We start from the raw sequence: 17,654 nt of genomic DNA, 5'->3' as shown, positions 1-17,654 counted from the left end.
ATGAGTGAAAAAGGATACACCGTAGAGGGTGGCCATCCAGATCTTCACAGTTTGGATGACGGTACTCAAGTTCGATACAAGTATAAAAGGGGTGAGTTTGCTGGAACGGTAATTGAAGCAGAGATTCGGGACGGTCACATAGTATATGAAGGTGAACAGTATTCTCCAACGGGAGCGGCTCGAGTAGCTCTCCGTAACGTAAGGGGCGAAGAATATGAAGTCAATGGCTGGGAGTGGTGGGAATATCGTGACGACGAAGGTAGATGGATTGAATTGAAAAATGTCCGTGCGTGACCAGTAATAAGGCATTGAAACCCTCTGCGCGTGTGGTTTTAAATAAGGTATTGTGTGTTAGTTATCCGAACCTGAGTTCGAAACACCCCCGATATAACCAATCCACCATTACCTTGTATGGCCAAATCATATCAGGGCGTATTGACCGTTAGTAATCAATCTATGTTGGCATCTGAGAAGGCCTCTACCAATTTTTCAAAAAATATAGAGGGGTGGGAAAGCCGGTCTGAACCATACGAAACCCCTATTGAGAATATGAACAAGACCCGTCTCGAATTGTGGATGATCAAAACGTGATTCCAATTGAGTCTGGATTGGTGATTCCAGACCTTATCGAATTGTCCATTGAGGTGCTTTGCTGATGGTCTCGATAGCTAATACTGTAGGGTCGGGGGATTTGGGAGTAGAATTGGATGTCACGGAGGTCGAAAAAGATCTTGATCTTCCATTTACTGAGTATGATCCCTCGAACTATCACGGACTCTACATTCGGCTGGTTGATGGAGGCCCACTCATCACACTCTATCGGAGTGGGAAATACATCATCAGTGGGTGCTCTACGTTCGAACAGTTGTACAAGACGAACGACGCGTTCCTCACGACACTGTCCGAGTTGGACATCGTAGATGCAGAGACTGAAACCGGATTCACGGTACAGAACGTCGTCTGTACGGCACAGCTGGACGACCCGGTCGATCTGAATACGCTCTCTATCGCGTTGGGCTTGGAATCCGTGGAATATGAGCCAGAACAGTTCCCCGGTCTCATCTATCGGCCCGCTGACCACCCGGCCGTTCTATTGGTTTTTGCCAACGGGAAAATAGTCATCACAGGGGCTTCTGACGTGGACACTGCCGAGGATGCGTTCAAGCATCTTCAGAAACAGGTGACGACCTACCTCGAACAATAATGTCTCTGCATTCTATGCGAAAACACGTCTCTCGCGGTTCGTAGAACGACGCTTCTGAACACCTGCTTGTCGAACTGGTTGTCGGAGGTGGTAGTAGTCGATGGGCTTCTCTCCAAGCCCGTCAGGTGTGATCGTCTTCAAAGCGCCCCTCATCCAAATATGACCTCAGACCCAGTGGATATTCTCGATGACCTGGCTGACCAGGTTGCCGAGGAATTCGAGGCGTACAGACAGCCGGACGAATTCAAAGGCGTATCGCTTGTCATCGACAACAACGATCCAGGACGGCCAACGTTGATCGTTCACGTCGATAGAGAGGACGCCGATACGCTGGCCGATGAAATCGAGGACTTCCTGCAAGAACGGGGGGCTCGAACTCAGCGTGAACGACACTCGGACACAGATGTCCGGGTGCTAGCGACCGTCGGCTGAGTTCTCGGTCCTCTCTGCTTTATTTTGATCCCTCTCGGTAAGCCACTCCTAAGCTGTCAGTCCCGCCAAGAGTGAAGTGAGACCGATATCTTGGTAAAGAGTGTTCGATGGATTCAACGCTTCTCACCGGCCCGAAACACGCCCGATTGGAACGACGGGCATTTCAGCGGGCTGATGACATCGCCACCGATTCGCTGGGGAGTATTCTCTACATAACGCGGAACGACGCTCGCCGGAGTATGGTTGGGGACCGCTGGGCCGCGTCCCACGAACCACTCCGTCTTCGTGCCGAAACGCTCGACGCGGTCGTTCGGGAGTGGTACGAGGAGCTCCACGGCCCAGTCCAGCCACTCTCCGGACAGCTGAACCGCCGACTGGCGGAGTACGCGCTCGACAGAACGACAGCCGAAACAGATGGCGCTCTCGCCGGCGAACCGGCCTCGGCCGCTCTCGCGGATTCGTTCAGTAGTCGTTTCTCACTCTTCGATGACGCCGGCGTCGGGACTGCCGACGCGCTCGTAGCGGAGTTCGCGGGCTCAGCCCTCGATGACCGTATCGCGGCGGCTACTGTCGACGCGTACCGCCACTATCAGGGCCTCCATGCTGACTACGTTGATGAGTGGGTCTGTACTCGGGGAGAGATGTTCGACGCCGTCGCGACGGCGGAGCAGTCACTATCGGCGCTCTCCCCGGAACTGGATGTCGTCGTTCTCTCCGGATATCACGAGTTTCGCCCTGTCGAACGCCGTCTCATCGAACGCCTTGTCGACGAACTTCCGATGATTGCACTGCTGCCGCTCCATCAGGATGGCCGGAGCGGAGTCGACGCCGTTGCAGAGGATGCCCTGGAAGTCTACGAGGCTCTTGACTTTGAGACAGTAGAACTCGAGCCCGTCGACGAGTCAGGGCGGGCCTTCGGAACGATTACCGAGGCGCTCTATCGCTCGGACCCGGACACTGTCCCTGCTCCAGACACTCTGCGATGGCGTGAACTACCGACGCCCGAGCGCGAGGTTCGCTTCGTCGCTCGTGAACTCCGGACTGAGTTGGCCAGTGGTCGCGACCCCGACGACCTGGCTGTCGTCGTCCCGGGGACCGAGGCTTATTCGGGGTACGTCGAGGACACGTTCGATACGTTCGACATCCCGCACGTCACGACCGCCGCCTCACAGCTGAACCGGACGTTCACCGGGAGCATTGTCCACGATCTCCTGAACCTCGCCGAACCGGATCCGCGGGCCGAGGACCTCACGTCCCTGTTAGCAAATCCACTGGTCGACGTCGTCGATACCGACCAAGCCAACGCCGTCACGGCAGCTGCTCGCCGGCGTGACACAGTTTCTGTGTCACCCCTGCTCGATGACGTCGACGGCGAGGAAGCGGGGCTGATCGAGGAGTTGCTGGCCACGCTGGAGACGCTCCGAACAGGTGATGTCGAGGATGCAACCGAGACGTTCCGTCGACTGTTGGACGACCGGTTCGACCTGGAGGCGGCGACGGAGGACTACGCCAGCGGCGCCGAACAAGCCGTCGAGCAGCGAGCCTACGACCTCGTGGATGAGGTACTCTCCTCGTTCGAGTCGCTGGCGGCGGTCAATAGCGATCTCTCCCCGTTGGCACTGTTCACCCGTGCGTTCGATGGCGTGCCCATTCGTGTTCCACAGCGCGCTGCTGGCGGCCACGTTGAGGTGATGGGACTGCTCGACGCCCGGATGCGCTCGTTCGAGAAGGTGTTCCTCGTGGGACTGACGAGCGAGCACTTCCCGGTAACGCCGGAACGCCCGGCCTTCTTCGAGGAGATGACCGACGCCCACCCACGATTCGACACCGGCGACGAGCGACTCCGGGGCCGCTATCTCTTCGCGACGCTGCTCGCGAACGTCGACGAACTCACGATCACCACACCAGAGACGGGCGACGACGAGTCCGCAGTCGTCCGGTCGCCGGTCCTCGACGAACTCCAGCGCGTGACTGGTATCGAGCCCGAAGACGGCGTCGACGACCGCGTGGGCTCCCGCGAGGACCTGCAGCGGCACGTCGCCGCTACGGCTGACCGGCGTGCTGCAGTCAGCCGCGCCGGCGACCGGGGCGATCTCTCCCCCGAGCAGACCAAGCGCACGGATCGGGGACTCCGCTGTGCGGCCAACAGGGGAACGGCTGGCCTCTCCGACCACGACGGCGTGTTGGACCCCGAGACCGTCGCGCAAGTCTATCCGCCGTCAGAGCGGGAACCCTACAGCGCGAGTCGTATCGAGCGATACGTCGAGTGTGGGTTCAAGTTCTACGCTGACGAAGTACTCGGAATCGAGGACCCTGACGATGTCGAGGTCGTCCCTACGCCCCTCGAAACTGGATCGTACGTCCACGACGTCCTCGAACGGTTCTTCGCGGATCTACAGGACGAAGCCGAAGACGGTGTCGATCTCACCGAGTTCGACCGGCACGACCTGGCGACGCACCTTCGCGAGATTGCCGTCGAAAAACTCCAAGACACTGACTTCGAGTACGACGGCCTGTTCTACGAGCGGTGGAAGGCGGAGCTGTTCGCAGGTCTCGGTGACGGCGAGAGCGCCCCGTACGAGGCCGGAATCAAACCTCACGACGCACCGGAACAGGGGTTGTTCGCTACGTTCCTCGACAACGAACTCTCCCGAGATGGCGCCGGCCGCCCACACCTATTCGAGGCCCCGTTCGGCGAGGGGCTTCCCGACTCGGATGGTGGTCCGTTCACGGTGGAGCGACCGGATGGTTCAACTGTCTCGATTCGTGGATACATCGACCGCGTCGACGTGAGCCGGGACGGCGAGCAACCGACGCTTACGCTCTACGACTACAAGACTGGGCGAGCACCGTATATGACGAAGACGACCGGCGGCACGAAGTTCCAGCTCCCCATCTATCTGCTTGCTGCCGCCGAGGTCGTCGACGGTGATCTGTTCGAGGAGGGCTCGCTCTCGGCGACGTACTATCAGGTACGACCGCCCAACGATCTCAAGGTTCCACGCGGTGTCGAGTCAAAGTTCGATTCCGAGGTTGAACTCCGTCGCTTCCTGAACGATGTCGTTCCGGAGTGGTTGGGCCAGATCGACGAGGCGGTCGCCAACGGACGGTTCCATACGACGCTCCTGTCCGCCCGCGGAGCGAACTGCCGATACTGTGACTACAGTCGGGCGTGCGATGTCCGCCACCACCGCAAGCGGGAGTTCGTCGACAAGGTTCACGAGGACGACGCCGCGTACGTTCCGCTCCGTGTTCGCGACGACGAGGACATCGAGGCGGTGATGAGCGATGACTGAACCCTCCGAGGAGATTCAGCTCACGGAGGAACAGGAGGATGCTCTCGTCCAAGGCCGGAACGTTGCGATCACTGCCGGCGCCGGGACGGGGAAGACGACGACGCTCACCGAGCGGTACGTGACGATACTGGCCGACAATCCGTCGCTCACCCCAGAGAATATCGTCACGATCACCTTCACGCGAAAGGCCGCTGCCGAACTGACCGAGCGCGTTCGGGGGGAGGTGTACGACCGGCTCGAGGCTGTTGATTCACCAGAGGCCTACCACCGCTGGCGAAACGTCCTCGATGACCTGGAGGACGGCTACGTCCACACGATTCACGCGTTCTGTACGCGGCTCTTGCGAGAACGGGCCGTCGAGGCTCCGGTCCCGCTCGGCTTCGACGTACTCGATGAAGACGGCGCTGCGACACTCCAACGCGAAGTCGTGACGGAGTTCCTCGAACGCAACCAGGACGATGACGACGTCGCGCTCCTCGCTCAGCTTTGGGGTCGTGACCAGCTGGTCGATGTACTCGCTGGGATACTCGATGAGCGCCCACAGAGCGAGGCCGTCCTTGAGGAGTGGCGTGGCGCCGAAGTCGACGACTACGTCGATATCTGCTGGGAGGTCGTTTGTGATCTCGACGTCGCCGACGCCCGACAGACGCTATATGCGGATGGACTCCTTGAGCAGCTACACACGGTCACGGGCCGTGTCGACTGCGAGGCCGCCATCGCCGACGAGGACGGCCTTCGGGCCTACCGGATCTTCACCGAGGTCGCGACGACACTCCCTGACGACCTCGAGGAAAGCGATCCCCGCGACTGTCAGCGGGCAATCCTTGATCTGTACGAGGCCTGTGAGAAGAAGAACGGCGGCCTGTACAGCAGTTCGGGGTACGTCGTCGGCGATCGGGACGAGTGGGATGAGTGCGGTGACGTCTACGACGACCTGAAGGACATCATCGACACGGTCATCGCTGCCGTCGAACCGCACGCTGATGCGGTCGAGACGACACCCGGTGATCTTGAAGCGAACGGCGCCCACTACGCGCTCGCCCTAATGCGCGTCTTTGACGATGTCCTCACAGCCTACACCGACGAGAAGGAGCGCCGCGATACGCTTGACTTCCCCGACGTGATCGAGACAACCCTCGAGTTCCTGCGAGCGAACGATGCCGTCGCGGAGCGGCTACGAGACCAGTTTGCGGCCGTGATGGTCGACGAATTCCAGGACACGGACCCGCGCCAATGGGAGTTAGTCAAGCTCCTCACGGGCGTCGACGAGCAGACGGCGTCGAACGTCTTCCTGGTCGGCGACGAGAAACAGAGCATCTACGGCTTCCGTGGGGCCGACGTGACGACGTTTGGGGCGGCGCGAGCGGAACTACAGTCTGTCAACGAGGCTCGTGGGGTCGACAACGTTCCCGACAGCGATGCCGAGAGTCCGACCGCGCTCGAACTCTCCGGGAACTTCCGGACGCTAGACGAGCCGCTGTCGTTCCTGAACGAGCTCTTCGAGTACCTATTCCAGCCGGAGAGTGACACCCACGAGCCCTACGAAGCGCCACCGCAGGCGCTGACCACACAGCGCGACCGGGTCGAAGACATCGAGGGACTCACTGGCAGCGTCGAGTATCTCGCTGTGCCCGACGACGCCGACACTGCTGCGGAACTCTTCGGCGATGACCATCCGGTCGCCGAAGGCGCGCTTGACCACACCATCGAGGCCGAGGCGCAAGCGCTCGCTGCTCGACTGACCCACCTGTTCGACGATCCACCGACCGTCCAAGACCCCGACACGGGTGATCATCGCGATGCTACGCCGGACGACACGGCAATCCTCCTCCGCCGGCGAACCCATCTGGATCGGTATCAGCGGGCCCTCGAGGAGTACGACATTCCCTATACTGTCGTCGGTGGTATCGGATTCTACGATACGCCCGAGGTCCAGGCGCTGACGAACCTACTTCGGGTACTTGGTGATCCACAGGACGATGTCTCTCTCTATGGGGTGCTTCGGTCGCCGCTGTTTGGCTTCACCGATGACCGCCTCGCACCGGCAGTTGCCGAGGCTGATTCAGTGTGGGACGCGCTGGCCGAGACGGACGATCCACAGCTCGCGGACGCGTTCGACCTCCTCACGACGTGGCGGACGCTTAGCGGCTGCGCGACGCCGTCTGAGGATGGCGTCCTCCCGTGGAACCGTCTGTTGTCCCGAGTGATTGACGACACGGGGTATCTGGCGAGTGTGAGTGCTGACGAACGCGGTCAGCAGGCCGTCGCGAACGTCGAGAAGTTCCGCGATCAGGTCCGCACTTGGAGCGAGAACGGTGTTCACACGGCTGCCGGGTTGCTCCACCGGATCGACCGCCAAGCCGAGATCGACCCCCGAGAAGGGGAGGCTGACATCCCCGGTGATGTTGAGGGTGTTCGGATAATGACGATTCACGCCGCGAAGGGACTCGAGTTCCCGATCGTCACCGTCCCCGATCTCGGAAGTGACCTCAATTTCGGGCGGTCCGTCGACGACCACGGCTATGTCCGCCTCGTCGAGGGGACGACTGATGCCCCACCGATTCCTGCAGTGGGTGCTCCCCACCCCAACGATGCGTTCTCAATCGAGAAGACCGCAGTTCACGAATATGCCGATCGCCGCTCGCTCCCGCAAGAGCGTGCAGAATCCAAACGACTGCTCTACGTGGCCTGTACCCGAACTCGGGACCATCTGCTGCTGTGTGGAACACACGACATCGGTATCGATGAATCTGGACATATCGAACTCGGTGAGCCAGATGACTTCGACGACGCCAGCCGATGGCGGGATTGGCTCCAGCCAATTCTGTTTGACGACCAAGAGTTAGTCGCTGAGGCGGTTCTGGAGGGAGCTACGGACGCTCGAATCGGTGATGCTTCATACACTATTCAGACGCCACCTCGGCCGGTTGAATGGCAGTCTGAGGCTCCCACGGAAGCGGTAGACCCTGCGATTACTGTCCCCTCTCCGCCGGAACGACAGGACGCAGTTCGCGTTGCCGCGACAACCCTCGTCAGTGCCGTTGCAGACTCTTCCGAGAACGGACACAGCTACACGTCGGGGCATGGGACAATCGGATTGAGTCCGACCACCTTCGGAACTGTTGTCCATCGGCTCAATGAGCTCCGTCCTCCACGGGATGAGTGGCCCTCGTTCATTCGTCAGCTGAGTCGTATGGAAGGTGAGGAACCGACCGATGACGACCTTCAAGCGGCGGTGGGCCATGCCCAGGATGCGATCCGGTTCGTCGATGAAACTGAGGCGGACCTCTCGCTTGAAGCCTCCTACGACGAGTACTCAGTTGTCGTTCGTCTTGATGACTCCCGCATAGTGGGTGATATCGACCGTCTTCTGGTCACTCCTGATGCGTACCATATCATCGACTACAAGACGAACGACCTGTCGTCGACGACGACCGATGCCCTCGCTGATCACTATCGGCCGCAAATGCTCGCCTATGCTCTCGCGCTCTTCCAGCACGATCCCGCACGCCAGGTTCGTGCTTCACTCCGGTTTACCGATGTCGGCGTCGAAGAACAGTTTGAGTGGCAACGGAGTGAACTGACTGATATCGAATCCGAACTTCGCTCTATGTTGGCTCTCGTCGCCTGAGCCGCTAACTCTATTGTGGATATTCCAGAGTAGTATACTATCTTGAAATAGAACAAATTCCCAGAATAGAATACTATTCGTACTATTCACCATAGAGTTAAGTCGAGAGGGGTTGATACTGCTGAATAGCATGAGTGGCTCAGATAGTACGAATAGTATAGATAGAACAAATAGTCCGAATAGCCCATATAGTTCGGTGCAGACCGATGGGAACTCTCGGGCTGTGTCGGTTTGTATGCTGAAGGGGGGTGTCGGCAAATCGACGATCGCTGTCAACCTCGCTCGACAGCTGGCCGCACAGGACCACGATGTACTCCTCATCGATCTTGATCCGAACGGCCACGCATCCGTCGGTTTAGGCTTTGACGACCAGTATCACAACACCGAGGAAACCATCGGTGACGTCTTCTTCGACGATGCTGACCCGACTTCTGTTGTCTATGATACCAGCTACGAGTTCGATATTCTCCCGTCCAGCGAGGATTTAGAACAGGTCGAGCGGGAGATCGTCGTGGGCGATGTGTTCCAACCCTCTGCGCTGCTCAAACGGGAAGTGGTAGACCCACTCCTCGGGGGAACGTACGATTACATCGTCACAGATTCGCCGGCGTACCGATCCCGACTCACGGACAACGCGCTGGTCGCGACGGCAAACTTGGTACTTCCGCTCGCCCCGGGAAACGAGGCGATGGCCGGCTTGGAGCGAACCATCGAGCGACAGATCTCCCCGCTTCGGCAGCATATGGACGTCGACGTCCTGTCGCTGGTTCCGAACATGTTGAGTGGCCGTATCGACCAGCAGACTCAAGATCGACAGCTCCTCGAACGTCTCAACTCGCACGATAACCTTCAGGATCGCATCCCGAATTTCGCGCGGATCACGGACTGGGAGGCTGTCGACGCCGGCGATCTCAAACCATCACCTGGCATCCGTGACCGTACCAGCATCACGAAGGCCTACGGCGAGCGCAAACCCCTGCTGGACTACGACCCTGACTGTGACCAGTTACAGTGTTTCGACGAGCTGTCGCACATCGTCGAGGCCGGGGAGGTGGTCCGCCATGGCTGAGGACGATCCGTTCGCCGACCTCGGGGAGACGCTTGAGGATGAACCGGATGACGAACCACAGGATACGGATGAGACGTCTGAATCGGAGACGACCGAGGAGACCTCTGCTCGGGACTCGGTTGAGCCGTGGGACCCGATGACCGATACTGCGTTCAGCTATGAAGCTGCCAAACAGCGCCCCTTCTATGCCCGTGAGGCTACGATCGAGGACTTCGATTCCTGGCTGAAGTACGAATTGGAGCGGGAACTCAACCAGCAGGGCTACCAGAACATCGTCGTTCGAGAGATGACTGATGCCCTCCTGCGAACTGTCGTAGAGGAAGACCTCGTGGACGAAGTGGTCGAACGGTTCGAGCAAGCCCGCGGGTCTGCCTCTTCAGAATCGACTGAATAGCGTGCTATTCTAAAATAGAATACTATTCTACAATAACTCAACAGCAGTCTCAGAAGTGTTGGATTCCTCCTCAGTACGGTGGACTCAGCCGGGACCGCCGGCTTACAGTAGTTCCGAACGACAAATTCTGTGCATAAGGCCTTGAAGCATCTATTACGACAGAGTGTGTTGATTGTTTGTCAGTCTCGTAGGAATCTCATAATTTGGCGTATGGCGGCTGGGGGAATGGGATACGTTCCAAGAACACTATCTCGGGCAGTACAGCGTGAAAGCGCAACAACGGGCGAGAGAAAAGGTTCTGTGATTGTAGACGATGGTTATGGAACCAAAGTGCGCTACAAACGGGGCGGGGTCGAACACAAGTCAAATGACAGTGGGTGATTTTATCCGACCTATGGCAGAAATCCAGGATACTCAAACAGACCTGTGCTCGACAAGGCACACGTCTGCGAGTATTCTGGTCCGCCTTGGATTTGAGAACGAGAGCGCGACTAAAGAAATCAATTCGTGGCTATCTTGCAGTTATTCGACCACCCTCCAGCGCCTCCACAGACTGAACGACTGGGGTGTTCTCAAATCTTCTGGCAAAGGGGGAGGGTATAACTGGACCCTCCAAACTGAGAATGTAGAGGCACGAACCGAAGCCGATTGTGTCGACATCAACGAAGTAATTCCGCTCATCACCGAAGTAGTGTCCGAGTTAGCAGAGCAACTGGAAACGCAACGCGAGCGTGGGTCACTTCCTGAGGCAGTTGTCGATTGGATTGAGGCAAGAAGTCTACCGTCGGATACAGATCGACAGGAATACGCATTCCGTGTTGCAATCTACCGACGGTACTTACAGAGCCTTCTCTACCGGCTCCACAGGCCCGAACATGAAAACACACTACCCGAGCTGAAGGCAGAATCTAATTGGCAAGGGCAGTTCTCTACTGCCTTCGAGGAGACAAGAGACTCGGGGTTCCAGGCTACTGCAATTGATGACCTCATCAGGCCAGCACCTACTTGGTTGGATAAAGTATTGCTCGCACTTCACGGGCCCCTGTATTCGGTCGACACACCTGCAACTGCATTCGCCAATATTTACGAATCGCTCGTATCACAGGACGCACGACGTGACTTAGGGCAATTCGCCACTCCCGAGTACGTTGGTGAATTCCTCGCTTCTTGGGCCGTACAGAATGCTGACGACTGTATCCTTGACCCAGGAATCGGCGCAGGACAACTAGCTTCTCAAGCACTGGATGAAAAATTGAAAAGGGGAGAAGAAGACCCCATTTCGGACATAACGGGCGTAGACATCGACGAGACAGCAGTTGCCATGTCGGCGGTGACCCTGAAGCTCGTCGACGGAGCAGGGAGCGGTGATATCCACAACAAAGACTTCATCGAATTCAGCCCTCGATCCTTCGAGGAAGACGGTTATTCTGTTACCGCCGTCGACGGCGTCATCGCTAATCCACCGTACTCTCGCCACCAGGCCGTCGACGACGACAAGAAGGCGCGGCTGAACGAGATTATCACCAAGGAATCTGATTACGACCTTTCGCTACGTACTCCACTCTACGGGTACTTCCTTATTCACGCAGCCCAGTTCTTGGAGTCGGGAGGGCGACTATCTGCGATCGTCCCCTCGAAGTTCCTCGATACGGAGTTCGGCCGTGATCTGAAACGTTTCCTCAAAGCAGAATTCGATATTCGGGGAATCATCCAGTTCGAAAACGGATTCGACATCTTCGACGGAGTGAAGACCAGTCCTGCAATCCTGCTCCTGGAGAAAGATGAATCAAAGATAGAGAGCCCGACGCAGATTCTCAGCCTATCGAGCTGGCCGACCAACACCAGCGCGCCAACTCTCCTATCCGCAACCTCGGAAGACCTCTCCGAGATCTCTCAGGCAACGGCTGTGTCCCAGGAGCTCCTGTCCCCTACTGAGCGCTGGAGCCACTACCACGAGGACGACGACCTCCTGGACGAAGCGGAGATGGCGAAGTTCGACGACATCGCAGACATCGGACGTGGAATAGCCACGGGAGATAACGACTATTTCTGCCTTTCACAGTCGGAGGTCGAAGAGTATGGAATCCCACGGGAGTACCGGACGCCGATAATCCGTTCTGCGCACGGTCTCAAGAAAATTGACCTGACAGAGAAAGATTGGACAGAGTGGCTGCAAGATGGCAAGAAGGTCTGGCTACTGTACTGCTACTCTGACGGCGAGCCAATCGAAAAGTCTGCTATCGAAGACGAGGGCGTACTCGATTATCTTAAACAAGGTGAAGAGGGCGACACTACTGATGGATACCTAGTCTCGGGGAGAGATCCGTGGTATAGAGTCGAGAAACAGACACCTGCCCCGATTCTGGCGAAATATATGAACCGAACGGGGTTCCTGTTTATGCGGAACCACGCGGGACTCCGAAGCCTCAACAATGTCCACAAGATCTCGGTTGAAGACGAGTACACCGAGAAGCAGTATGAGGCCTTGCTGGCTTACCTGAACAGCCGTGTGTTGGAGAAATACCTCACCAAGCACAGCATGGACTACGACGGGCTGAAGAAAATCGAAGTCGGGCAGCTAGAGGAAGCCCCCGTGATCGACCCGAAGAAAATTGACGACGAGTCGTTGGAGAATCTTAGCCAGTTATACGACGACTTGCGGCGTGTTCGCCGTCGGGATATGGACGACGAAGAGGTGCTCGACGAGATTCATCAGGAGTTGGAACCCGTTCTGAATTGGGCGGACGAATCACAGGAGTAGCGCTTCCTGCCAGAACCGAATCACCTCAGTCCAGAAGATCTACCCAGAGAGGGTTATGATGAACTGCGTACCAGAATCCCTGTAATTCTGATTTCTCTCGTTCATACCCAGGAACTAGGGATTGGACTACTTGCCAGAACTCGTCGCTGTGGCTTTGTTCGACGAGGTGAGCAACTTCGTGAGCAACCAAATACCGGAGATGCGGAATCGGCAGAAAAGCACAGCGAAGATTGAAATTGAGTGTATCGCCACTCGAACAGCTCGCCCATTTCGTCCGCTGTGACCGCACAGTGAGCGTCTCGTAACTTCTTCCCACTTCGGAGCAAAACTTCGCTGCTAGAGTTCGAACAGCCGTCTTGAGAGCATCTCGAAGCTTTCGCTGAAGATAACGAAGATATGATTCCTTCTCTGGTGTCACAATAGAAATCTCGCTACCGTCGACAGAGATCTCATAATTTCCGGTCTTCACTTGGAGGTCGTACGACCTGCCCCACAGCGTGAAGCTGCCGAGCAAGTCGTCGTACCTCTGCAGTAGTGAGGCGAGTTGGGACTGCTGGGACTCATATTGGGATTCAATCCAATCACGTTCAGACGCGACTATTCTATCGCCTCGTGTATTTGGTGGAACGACGACAGCTAACGTTCCATCAGGGTTCAGGGTTAATCGGGGATTGTCGACTTCCCGGCGTTGGACGGAGTATGGGACTCGATCGCCATTCGGCAACTCCACCGACTTTGGTCCCGTACTCACGGTACCGGATATGCAACTCCCGGGTACTTTTAACCTTACCTCCTGTATGACTAATCAATGGCCGACTCATCTGGAGAGGAAGTCGTCTTCACAATCGACAGTCGGCTCCTCGAGGAGCTAGGTGAAAATCTAGTCACCCGAAACCACGTCGCAGTTGGAGAATTAATCAAGAACGCCTACGACGCAGACGCCACTGAAGTGGTTCTCGAGTTCAAGAATGCAAAGGCTGACGACACCTCTGATAGCGAAATCGCTGTCATCGACGATGGAACAGGGATGACGCTGGAGGAGGTTAGAGACGACTTCATGCGAATTGCTACAACGAACAAACGGCGGAATCCGATATCAGAGAAATTCGGGCGTGAGAAAGCTGGAGACAAAGGTATTGGTAGGTTTGCTTGCCGGCGTCTCGCGCATATTCTCGACATCACGACTGTCGCCAAAATTGATGACGGCGTCTATCAACGAACGTCTTTGAATATCGACTGGCGTGACTACGAAGCAGACCAGGAAATCGAGGAGGTTTCGTTCCCTGTAAAAGTAGAAAATGTAACCGAGGAGGAAGAGCCGGGAATCTCTACAAAAACAGAACTCCGGCTTAAGAACCTACAAGAATCTTGGACAGAACGAGAGTTCAATACCCTCCGTAGAAACGTATCCGACTTGGCAGTTGTTCAAGCACAGGATCGTCCTGAGGGAGAAGTTCCTGATCCTGGTTTCGACATAAAATTCCGTGCGCCAGAATTCGATATGGGGGACGGTTCCCTATCCAAGCAAGTACACGATGCAGGATGGGGGTGCTTGGAAGGCGAGATTACTGAGGACGGAACAGTTTCGTTAGAACTCGAAGCTAAACTCATCGGTGAGCGTTCGTATTCATTCTCGTACGAAACAGAGGGGCTCGGAGGAACCTCCTTCAAAATATCATACATACCACTTGATAATAAAGAGCATTTCCGGGACGCTCAAACGCTCAGCTTGAAGCAGGCCAAAGAGATTTCTGAGAATCAAAGTGGGGTTCGAGTCTACAAAGGTGGTTTCAGAGTATTCTCCTATGGTGGGCCTGATGACGACTGGCTTGGGATTGACCGAAAACGGACCACTCACAATACACGCTCTCCAGACGAACGATTTGAGGGTATTCAAAGGGACTTAGAGTTACACCAAGATTTCAATAGAGTCCTTCTGTCGGGACCAAATAATCGGAACCTTGTCGGACGCGTGATGATTAGTTCTGATGCTGATTTGAGAATGGCTGCTAACCGAGAAGAGTTCCAAGAAAACGAACTAATTGATGATCTCCGTGAAATTGTTCGGCTAAGCCTCCAGTGGATGACTCTCCAGTGGAGCCACTACAAATCACAAAAATCAAAGAAAGAGTTAGAAGAAAAAACCGAGGAATTCCTCAGCGAGACGGGGGGAACAGACTCCACTGATTCAGAAAATACAGGCCTTGACCAGTTCAAAGGAGGTATCCAAGATCAGGAAGAAGAAGAGAAAGACAGTGAGCCGGTTGATAGTGCTATAGACTTGCTGGAAGGAGTAGCAAATACCGCGACAGAATCAGTGCCCGAAGAGGAGAGGCAAGTCTCTGATGAAGCAGTTGATACTGCCACAAAGGTAATCAAAAATACCATCGACCAGAAAGAGCAAGAAATCGATTTCTTCAGATCTGCCTTCTCTGTTAATCAAATTGTGTTCTCCTTCTCCCATGAGCTCAGATCTATGGTCAACGACCTCGGGAGTAGTGCATCCCGAATTGAGGCAGTCATTGATGATCTTCCCAAAGAGCATCAATCCCGCTTTGAGGATGTTATCGAAGATCTGCGAACAATGGAGGACAGGTTCGAGAGCCAGATGGAACTCTTTGGTATTTTCATGGAAACTGGTGATCGAAAGAATGCCGAAGAGCAGCAAGTCGAGAAAATCGTAAACGACGTTCTGGAAGCGACAGAGTATATCGCGGATTATTACAGCGTTGAATTCTCGACAGATGTGCCCGATCTCTTGTATACCCCACCGATGTATAAGTCAGAGCTCTATTCAGTATTAATTAATTTAGTTACTAATAGTATCAAGGCAGTTGGAACATCTACGGAAGACGAAAATAGAATCCACGTAGAGGGAGAGAAGACATCGGATGGAGTTCGAATCAGAGTCTGTGACAATGGCGTTGGTATCCCAGAAGATGCACAGGAAGACGCCTTTGAGCCGTTGATATCCGACCCTGCAGACAACATCTACGACGACTTATCGAAACAAATGCCGGAGCAACTATCCGAGCAGCTGGGTCGAGGAACTGGGTTGGGGTTGAGTATCGTTCGAAATATTGCAGAGAAGTACGATGGAGATGCTCAATTCGTGGAAGAAGACGACTGGACGACTTGTGTAGAGGTGGCGCTAAATGAGTGAATACACGATTTGGTGGATTGACGATTCGCCTGACCGGAAAGCAAACGGTGCTGACAGGATTGAGGAGCACGTAGAAGAACTCTCCACGGAATTTAATGAGCCAGAAGATGCGATTGATCGGTTAGACAACGGCGAAGATTTGGCAGGAATTGACCTAGTTCTCATTGACTGGAAGCTGAACGAAGATGGTGGTTTCTTTGGGAAAGGCCTCACAATGGCGGGCAAAGTCCGCGAAGAGCTCACTGACATTCCTGTCTACGGATTCAGTTCTGATACAGTTGGGAATAAAGAAGAATTTGAGGCAACGTATCCTTTCAGTGATTTACATACAAAAAACGGAGCAGAAGATCTGAAGGCAGATTTGGAAGCTTACGAATCTGTCCGGTCTGTTCGGGGAGAGGGTTTGCGTGATCTGATTGAAACCTTATCCCCTCCAGAAGACACCATTGCGGACTTGGAGAGCGCGATTCCGAGAGAGTACGTAAATGGGCTACGCCCGGACCCGCAATCTGACGGCGGAAGTGTTGTTGAGTTCGTGGATTGGGTCCGAACTCGATTCCTAGATACGCCTGGTCCATTGTGGAATGACGCTTGGACAGCGACAAAGATTGGGCTCAAAGAAGAGATCCTCGGCGACTATGCAGAAGATCTCAACGACACGAAGCACGGCAAGGCCATTTATGGAGGAATATTCTCACACCGAAAGTCGCGGCTTTGGTGGTCCTCAAGCGTGATTGACGCCGTTGTCACTATATCTCAGGAGAAAGAAATCGATTTCGGCGAACTCAAAACAGTCGGTGAAAACGTTTTAGGAGAGACTGAAGTGCCGAAATGCCGGGTTTGTGGTGGGGAACTACCTGACATCTTAGCCGCTGGAAAGAATGGCGAAGATGCTACGAACCCGGTTCATTTGGGCTGCAGTCATATCCACCACTCGCGGGAGGGGCCATTTGAGGACTATCGAGTTGCGAACGACCTTTGAATATGTCTGGTATGCCTCAACCTGATAGTTTGTTACCTGATGCCCCAGATTTATACAACCATTTGATATCACAACTAGATTATATGAAGGGATTCGATAACAAATTGGGACGTAATGCACATAATTTCGAACGCTCTTGTGAAGCACGTTGTTGATTTTCAGAGGGCGGCGTCGATAGCATGTTTGAGCGCGTCGTCACCTGGTTTTCTGTAGAGTTCGCGGCGGAGCTGAAAGGCTTTGAGATACGGCGTTAGCTTGTCTTTTGACACTCCTCGGTGGGGCGAGAGCCACCGTCGCGTCAGCGACGCGTGGCTCTCGCAGGTGTTGACGTGGATGTCGCCGTCAGCGTATTCTCCGTCACTGTGGACGACGTATTTGCGGGTGAAAGCGTCGTCTTCTTTGAGCGGATCGTAGGCCCGAAATCCGTCCGTATAGACGGTCAGCGACTCCTTGTTGTGGTCCGCAAGCAGGAGTCGAATCGTCGATTCATCGGCGGATTTCGCTGGTACGACGTACCGGTCGCCCGAACCACGATCGGCCAGCGTAAACACCGGCGGTTTGTCGCCGTCGTACGATCCTCGGCCACGCGTGGACAGGCCACGCGAGCGCGACTCCTGGTCGCGCTCGCGGCCTTTGAGGCCAGCAGAGACGTATACTTCGTCAATTTCGACCGGTCCAGACAGCGTGATCGAAGGCGCGTCGAGCGCTCTAGCGAAGCGCTC

General features: G+C 55.6%; 12 protein-coding genes. 10 read left to right on the top strand and 2 right to left on the bottom strand.

Annotated elements, in window-relative coordinates; all coding sequences use genetic code 11:
* The 8 genes from BMX17_RS25415 to BMX17_RS21255 all read left to right on the top strand — a co-directional run bounded on the left by BMX17_RS25415 (window position 1) and on the right by BMX17_RS21255 (window position 12,787).
* Window positions 1-294: a hypothetical protein gene (locus BMX17_RS25415; protein WP_139203634.1), complete on the top strand. Its 294-nt coding sequence runs from the start codon at window positions 1-3 to the stop codon at window positions 292-294.
* 361 nt (window positions 295-655) lie between these two features.
* Window positions 656-1,204, top strand: a complete 549-nt coding sequence (locus tag BMX17_RS21285) for a TATA-box-binding protein (protein WP_092663884.1) — start codon at window positions 656-658, stop codon at window positions 1,202-1,204.
* Between the two features lie 159 nt (window positions 1,205-1,363).
* Window positions 1,364-1,636, top strand: coding sequence for a hypothetical protein (locus BMX17_RS27595; protein WP_092663882.1), 273 nt, complete (start codon window positions 1,364-1,366; stop codon window positions 1,634-1,636).
* Between the two features lie 239 nt (window positions 1,637-1,875).
* Window positions 1,876-4,932 carry a PD-(D/E)XK nuclease family protein gene (locus BMX17_RS21275; RefSeq protein ID WP_092663874.1) on the top strand — a complete coding sequence of 1,019 codons (3,057 nt, stop codon included), beginning with the start codon at window positions 1,876-1,878 and terminating at the stop codon, window positions 4,930-4,932.
* Complete coding sequence (locus BMX17_RS21270; RefSeq protein WP_092663871.1) at window positions 4,925-8,563, top strand: UvrD-helicase domain-containing protein; 3,639 nt, start codon at window positions 4,925-4,927, stop codon at window positions 8,561-8,563. Before BMX17_RS21275 ends, BMX17_RS21270 begins: the two co-directional genes overlap by 8 nt.
* Before the next feature lie 130 nt (window positions 8,564-8,693).
* Window positions 8,694-9,632, top strand: coding sequence for a ParA family protein (locus BMX17_RS21265; protein WP_092663869.1), 939 nt, complete (start codon window positions 8,694-8,696; stop codon window positions 9,630-9,632).
* Window positions 9,625-10,026: a DUF7970 domain-containing protein gene (locus BMX17_RS21260; protein WP_092663867.1), complete on the top strand. Its 402-nt coding sequence runs from the start codon at window positions 9,625-9,627 to the stop codon at window positions 10,024-10,026. The genes BMX17_RS21265 and BMX17_RS21260 overlap by 8 nt, the downstream gene beginning before the upstream one ends.
* A gap of 394 nt (window positions 10,027-10,420) precedes the next feature.
* A complete protein-coding gene (locus BMX17_RS21255) occupies window positions 10,421-12,787 on the top strand; it encodes an HsdM family class I SAM-dependent methyltransferase (protein WP_092663865.1) in 2,367 nt (788 codons plus the stop codon).
* 25 nt (window positions 12,788-12,812) lie between these two features.
* Here the strand turns inward: BMX17_RS21255 and BMX17_RS27590 are convergent, their stop codons facing one another.
* Window positions 12,813-13,517, bottom strand: a complete 705-nt coding sequence (locus BMX17_RS27590) for a M48 family metallopeptidase (RefSeq protein ID WP_394327921.1) — start codon at window positions 13,515-13,517, stop codon at window positions 12,813-12,815.
* 78 nt (window positions 13,518-13,595) lie between these two features.
* On the opposite strand from BMX17_RS27590, the gene BMX17_RS21245 reads away from it, so the two are divergent.
* On the top strand, window positions 13,596-15,950 hold the full coding sequence (locus tag BMX17_RS21245) for an ATP-binding protein (protein ID WP_092663861.1): 2,355 nt from the start codon (window positions 13,596-13,598) through the stop codon (window positions 15,948-15,950).
* Window positions 15,943-16,932, top strand: coding sequence for a response regulator (locus tag BMX17_RS21240; RefSeq protein WP_092663859.1), 990 nt, complete (start codon window positions 15,943-15,945; stop codon window positions 16,930-16,932). The genes BMX17_RS21245 and BMX17_RS21240 overlap by 8 nt, the downstream gene beginning before the upstream one ends.
* Before the next feature lie 158 nt (window positions 16,933-17,090).
* Here BMX17_RS21240 and BMX17_RS21235 read toward each other — a convergent pair.
* Window positions 17,091-17,654: IS1595 family transposase (locus tag BMX17_RS21235; protein WP_139203633.1), on the bottom strand; the 564-nt coding region annotated here is incomplete at its 5' end.

Origin of the sequence: Halorientalis persicus, assembly GCF_900110215.1 — an archaeon.
GTDB lineage: Archaea > Halobacteriota > Halobacteria > Halobacteriales > Haloarculaceae > Halorientalis > Halorientalis persica.
This window is presented reverse-complemented; position numbering and strand designations above follow the sequence as displayed.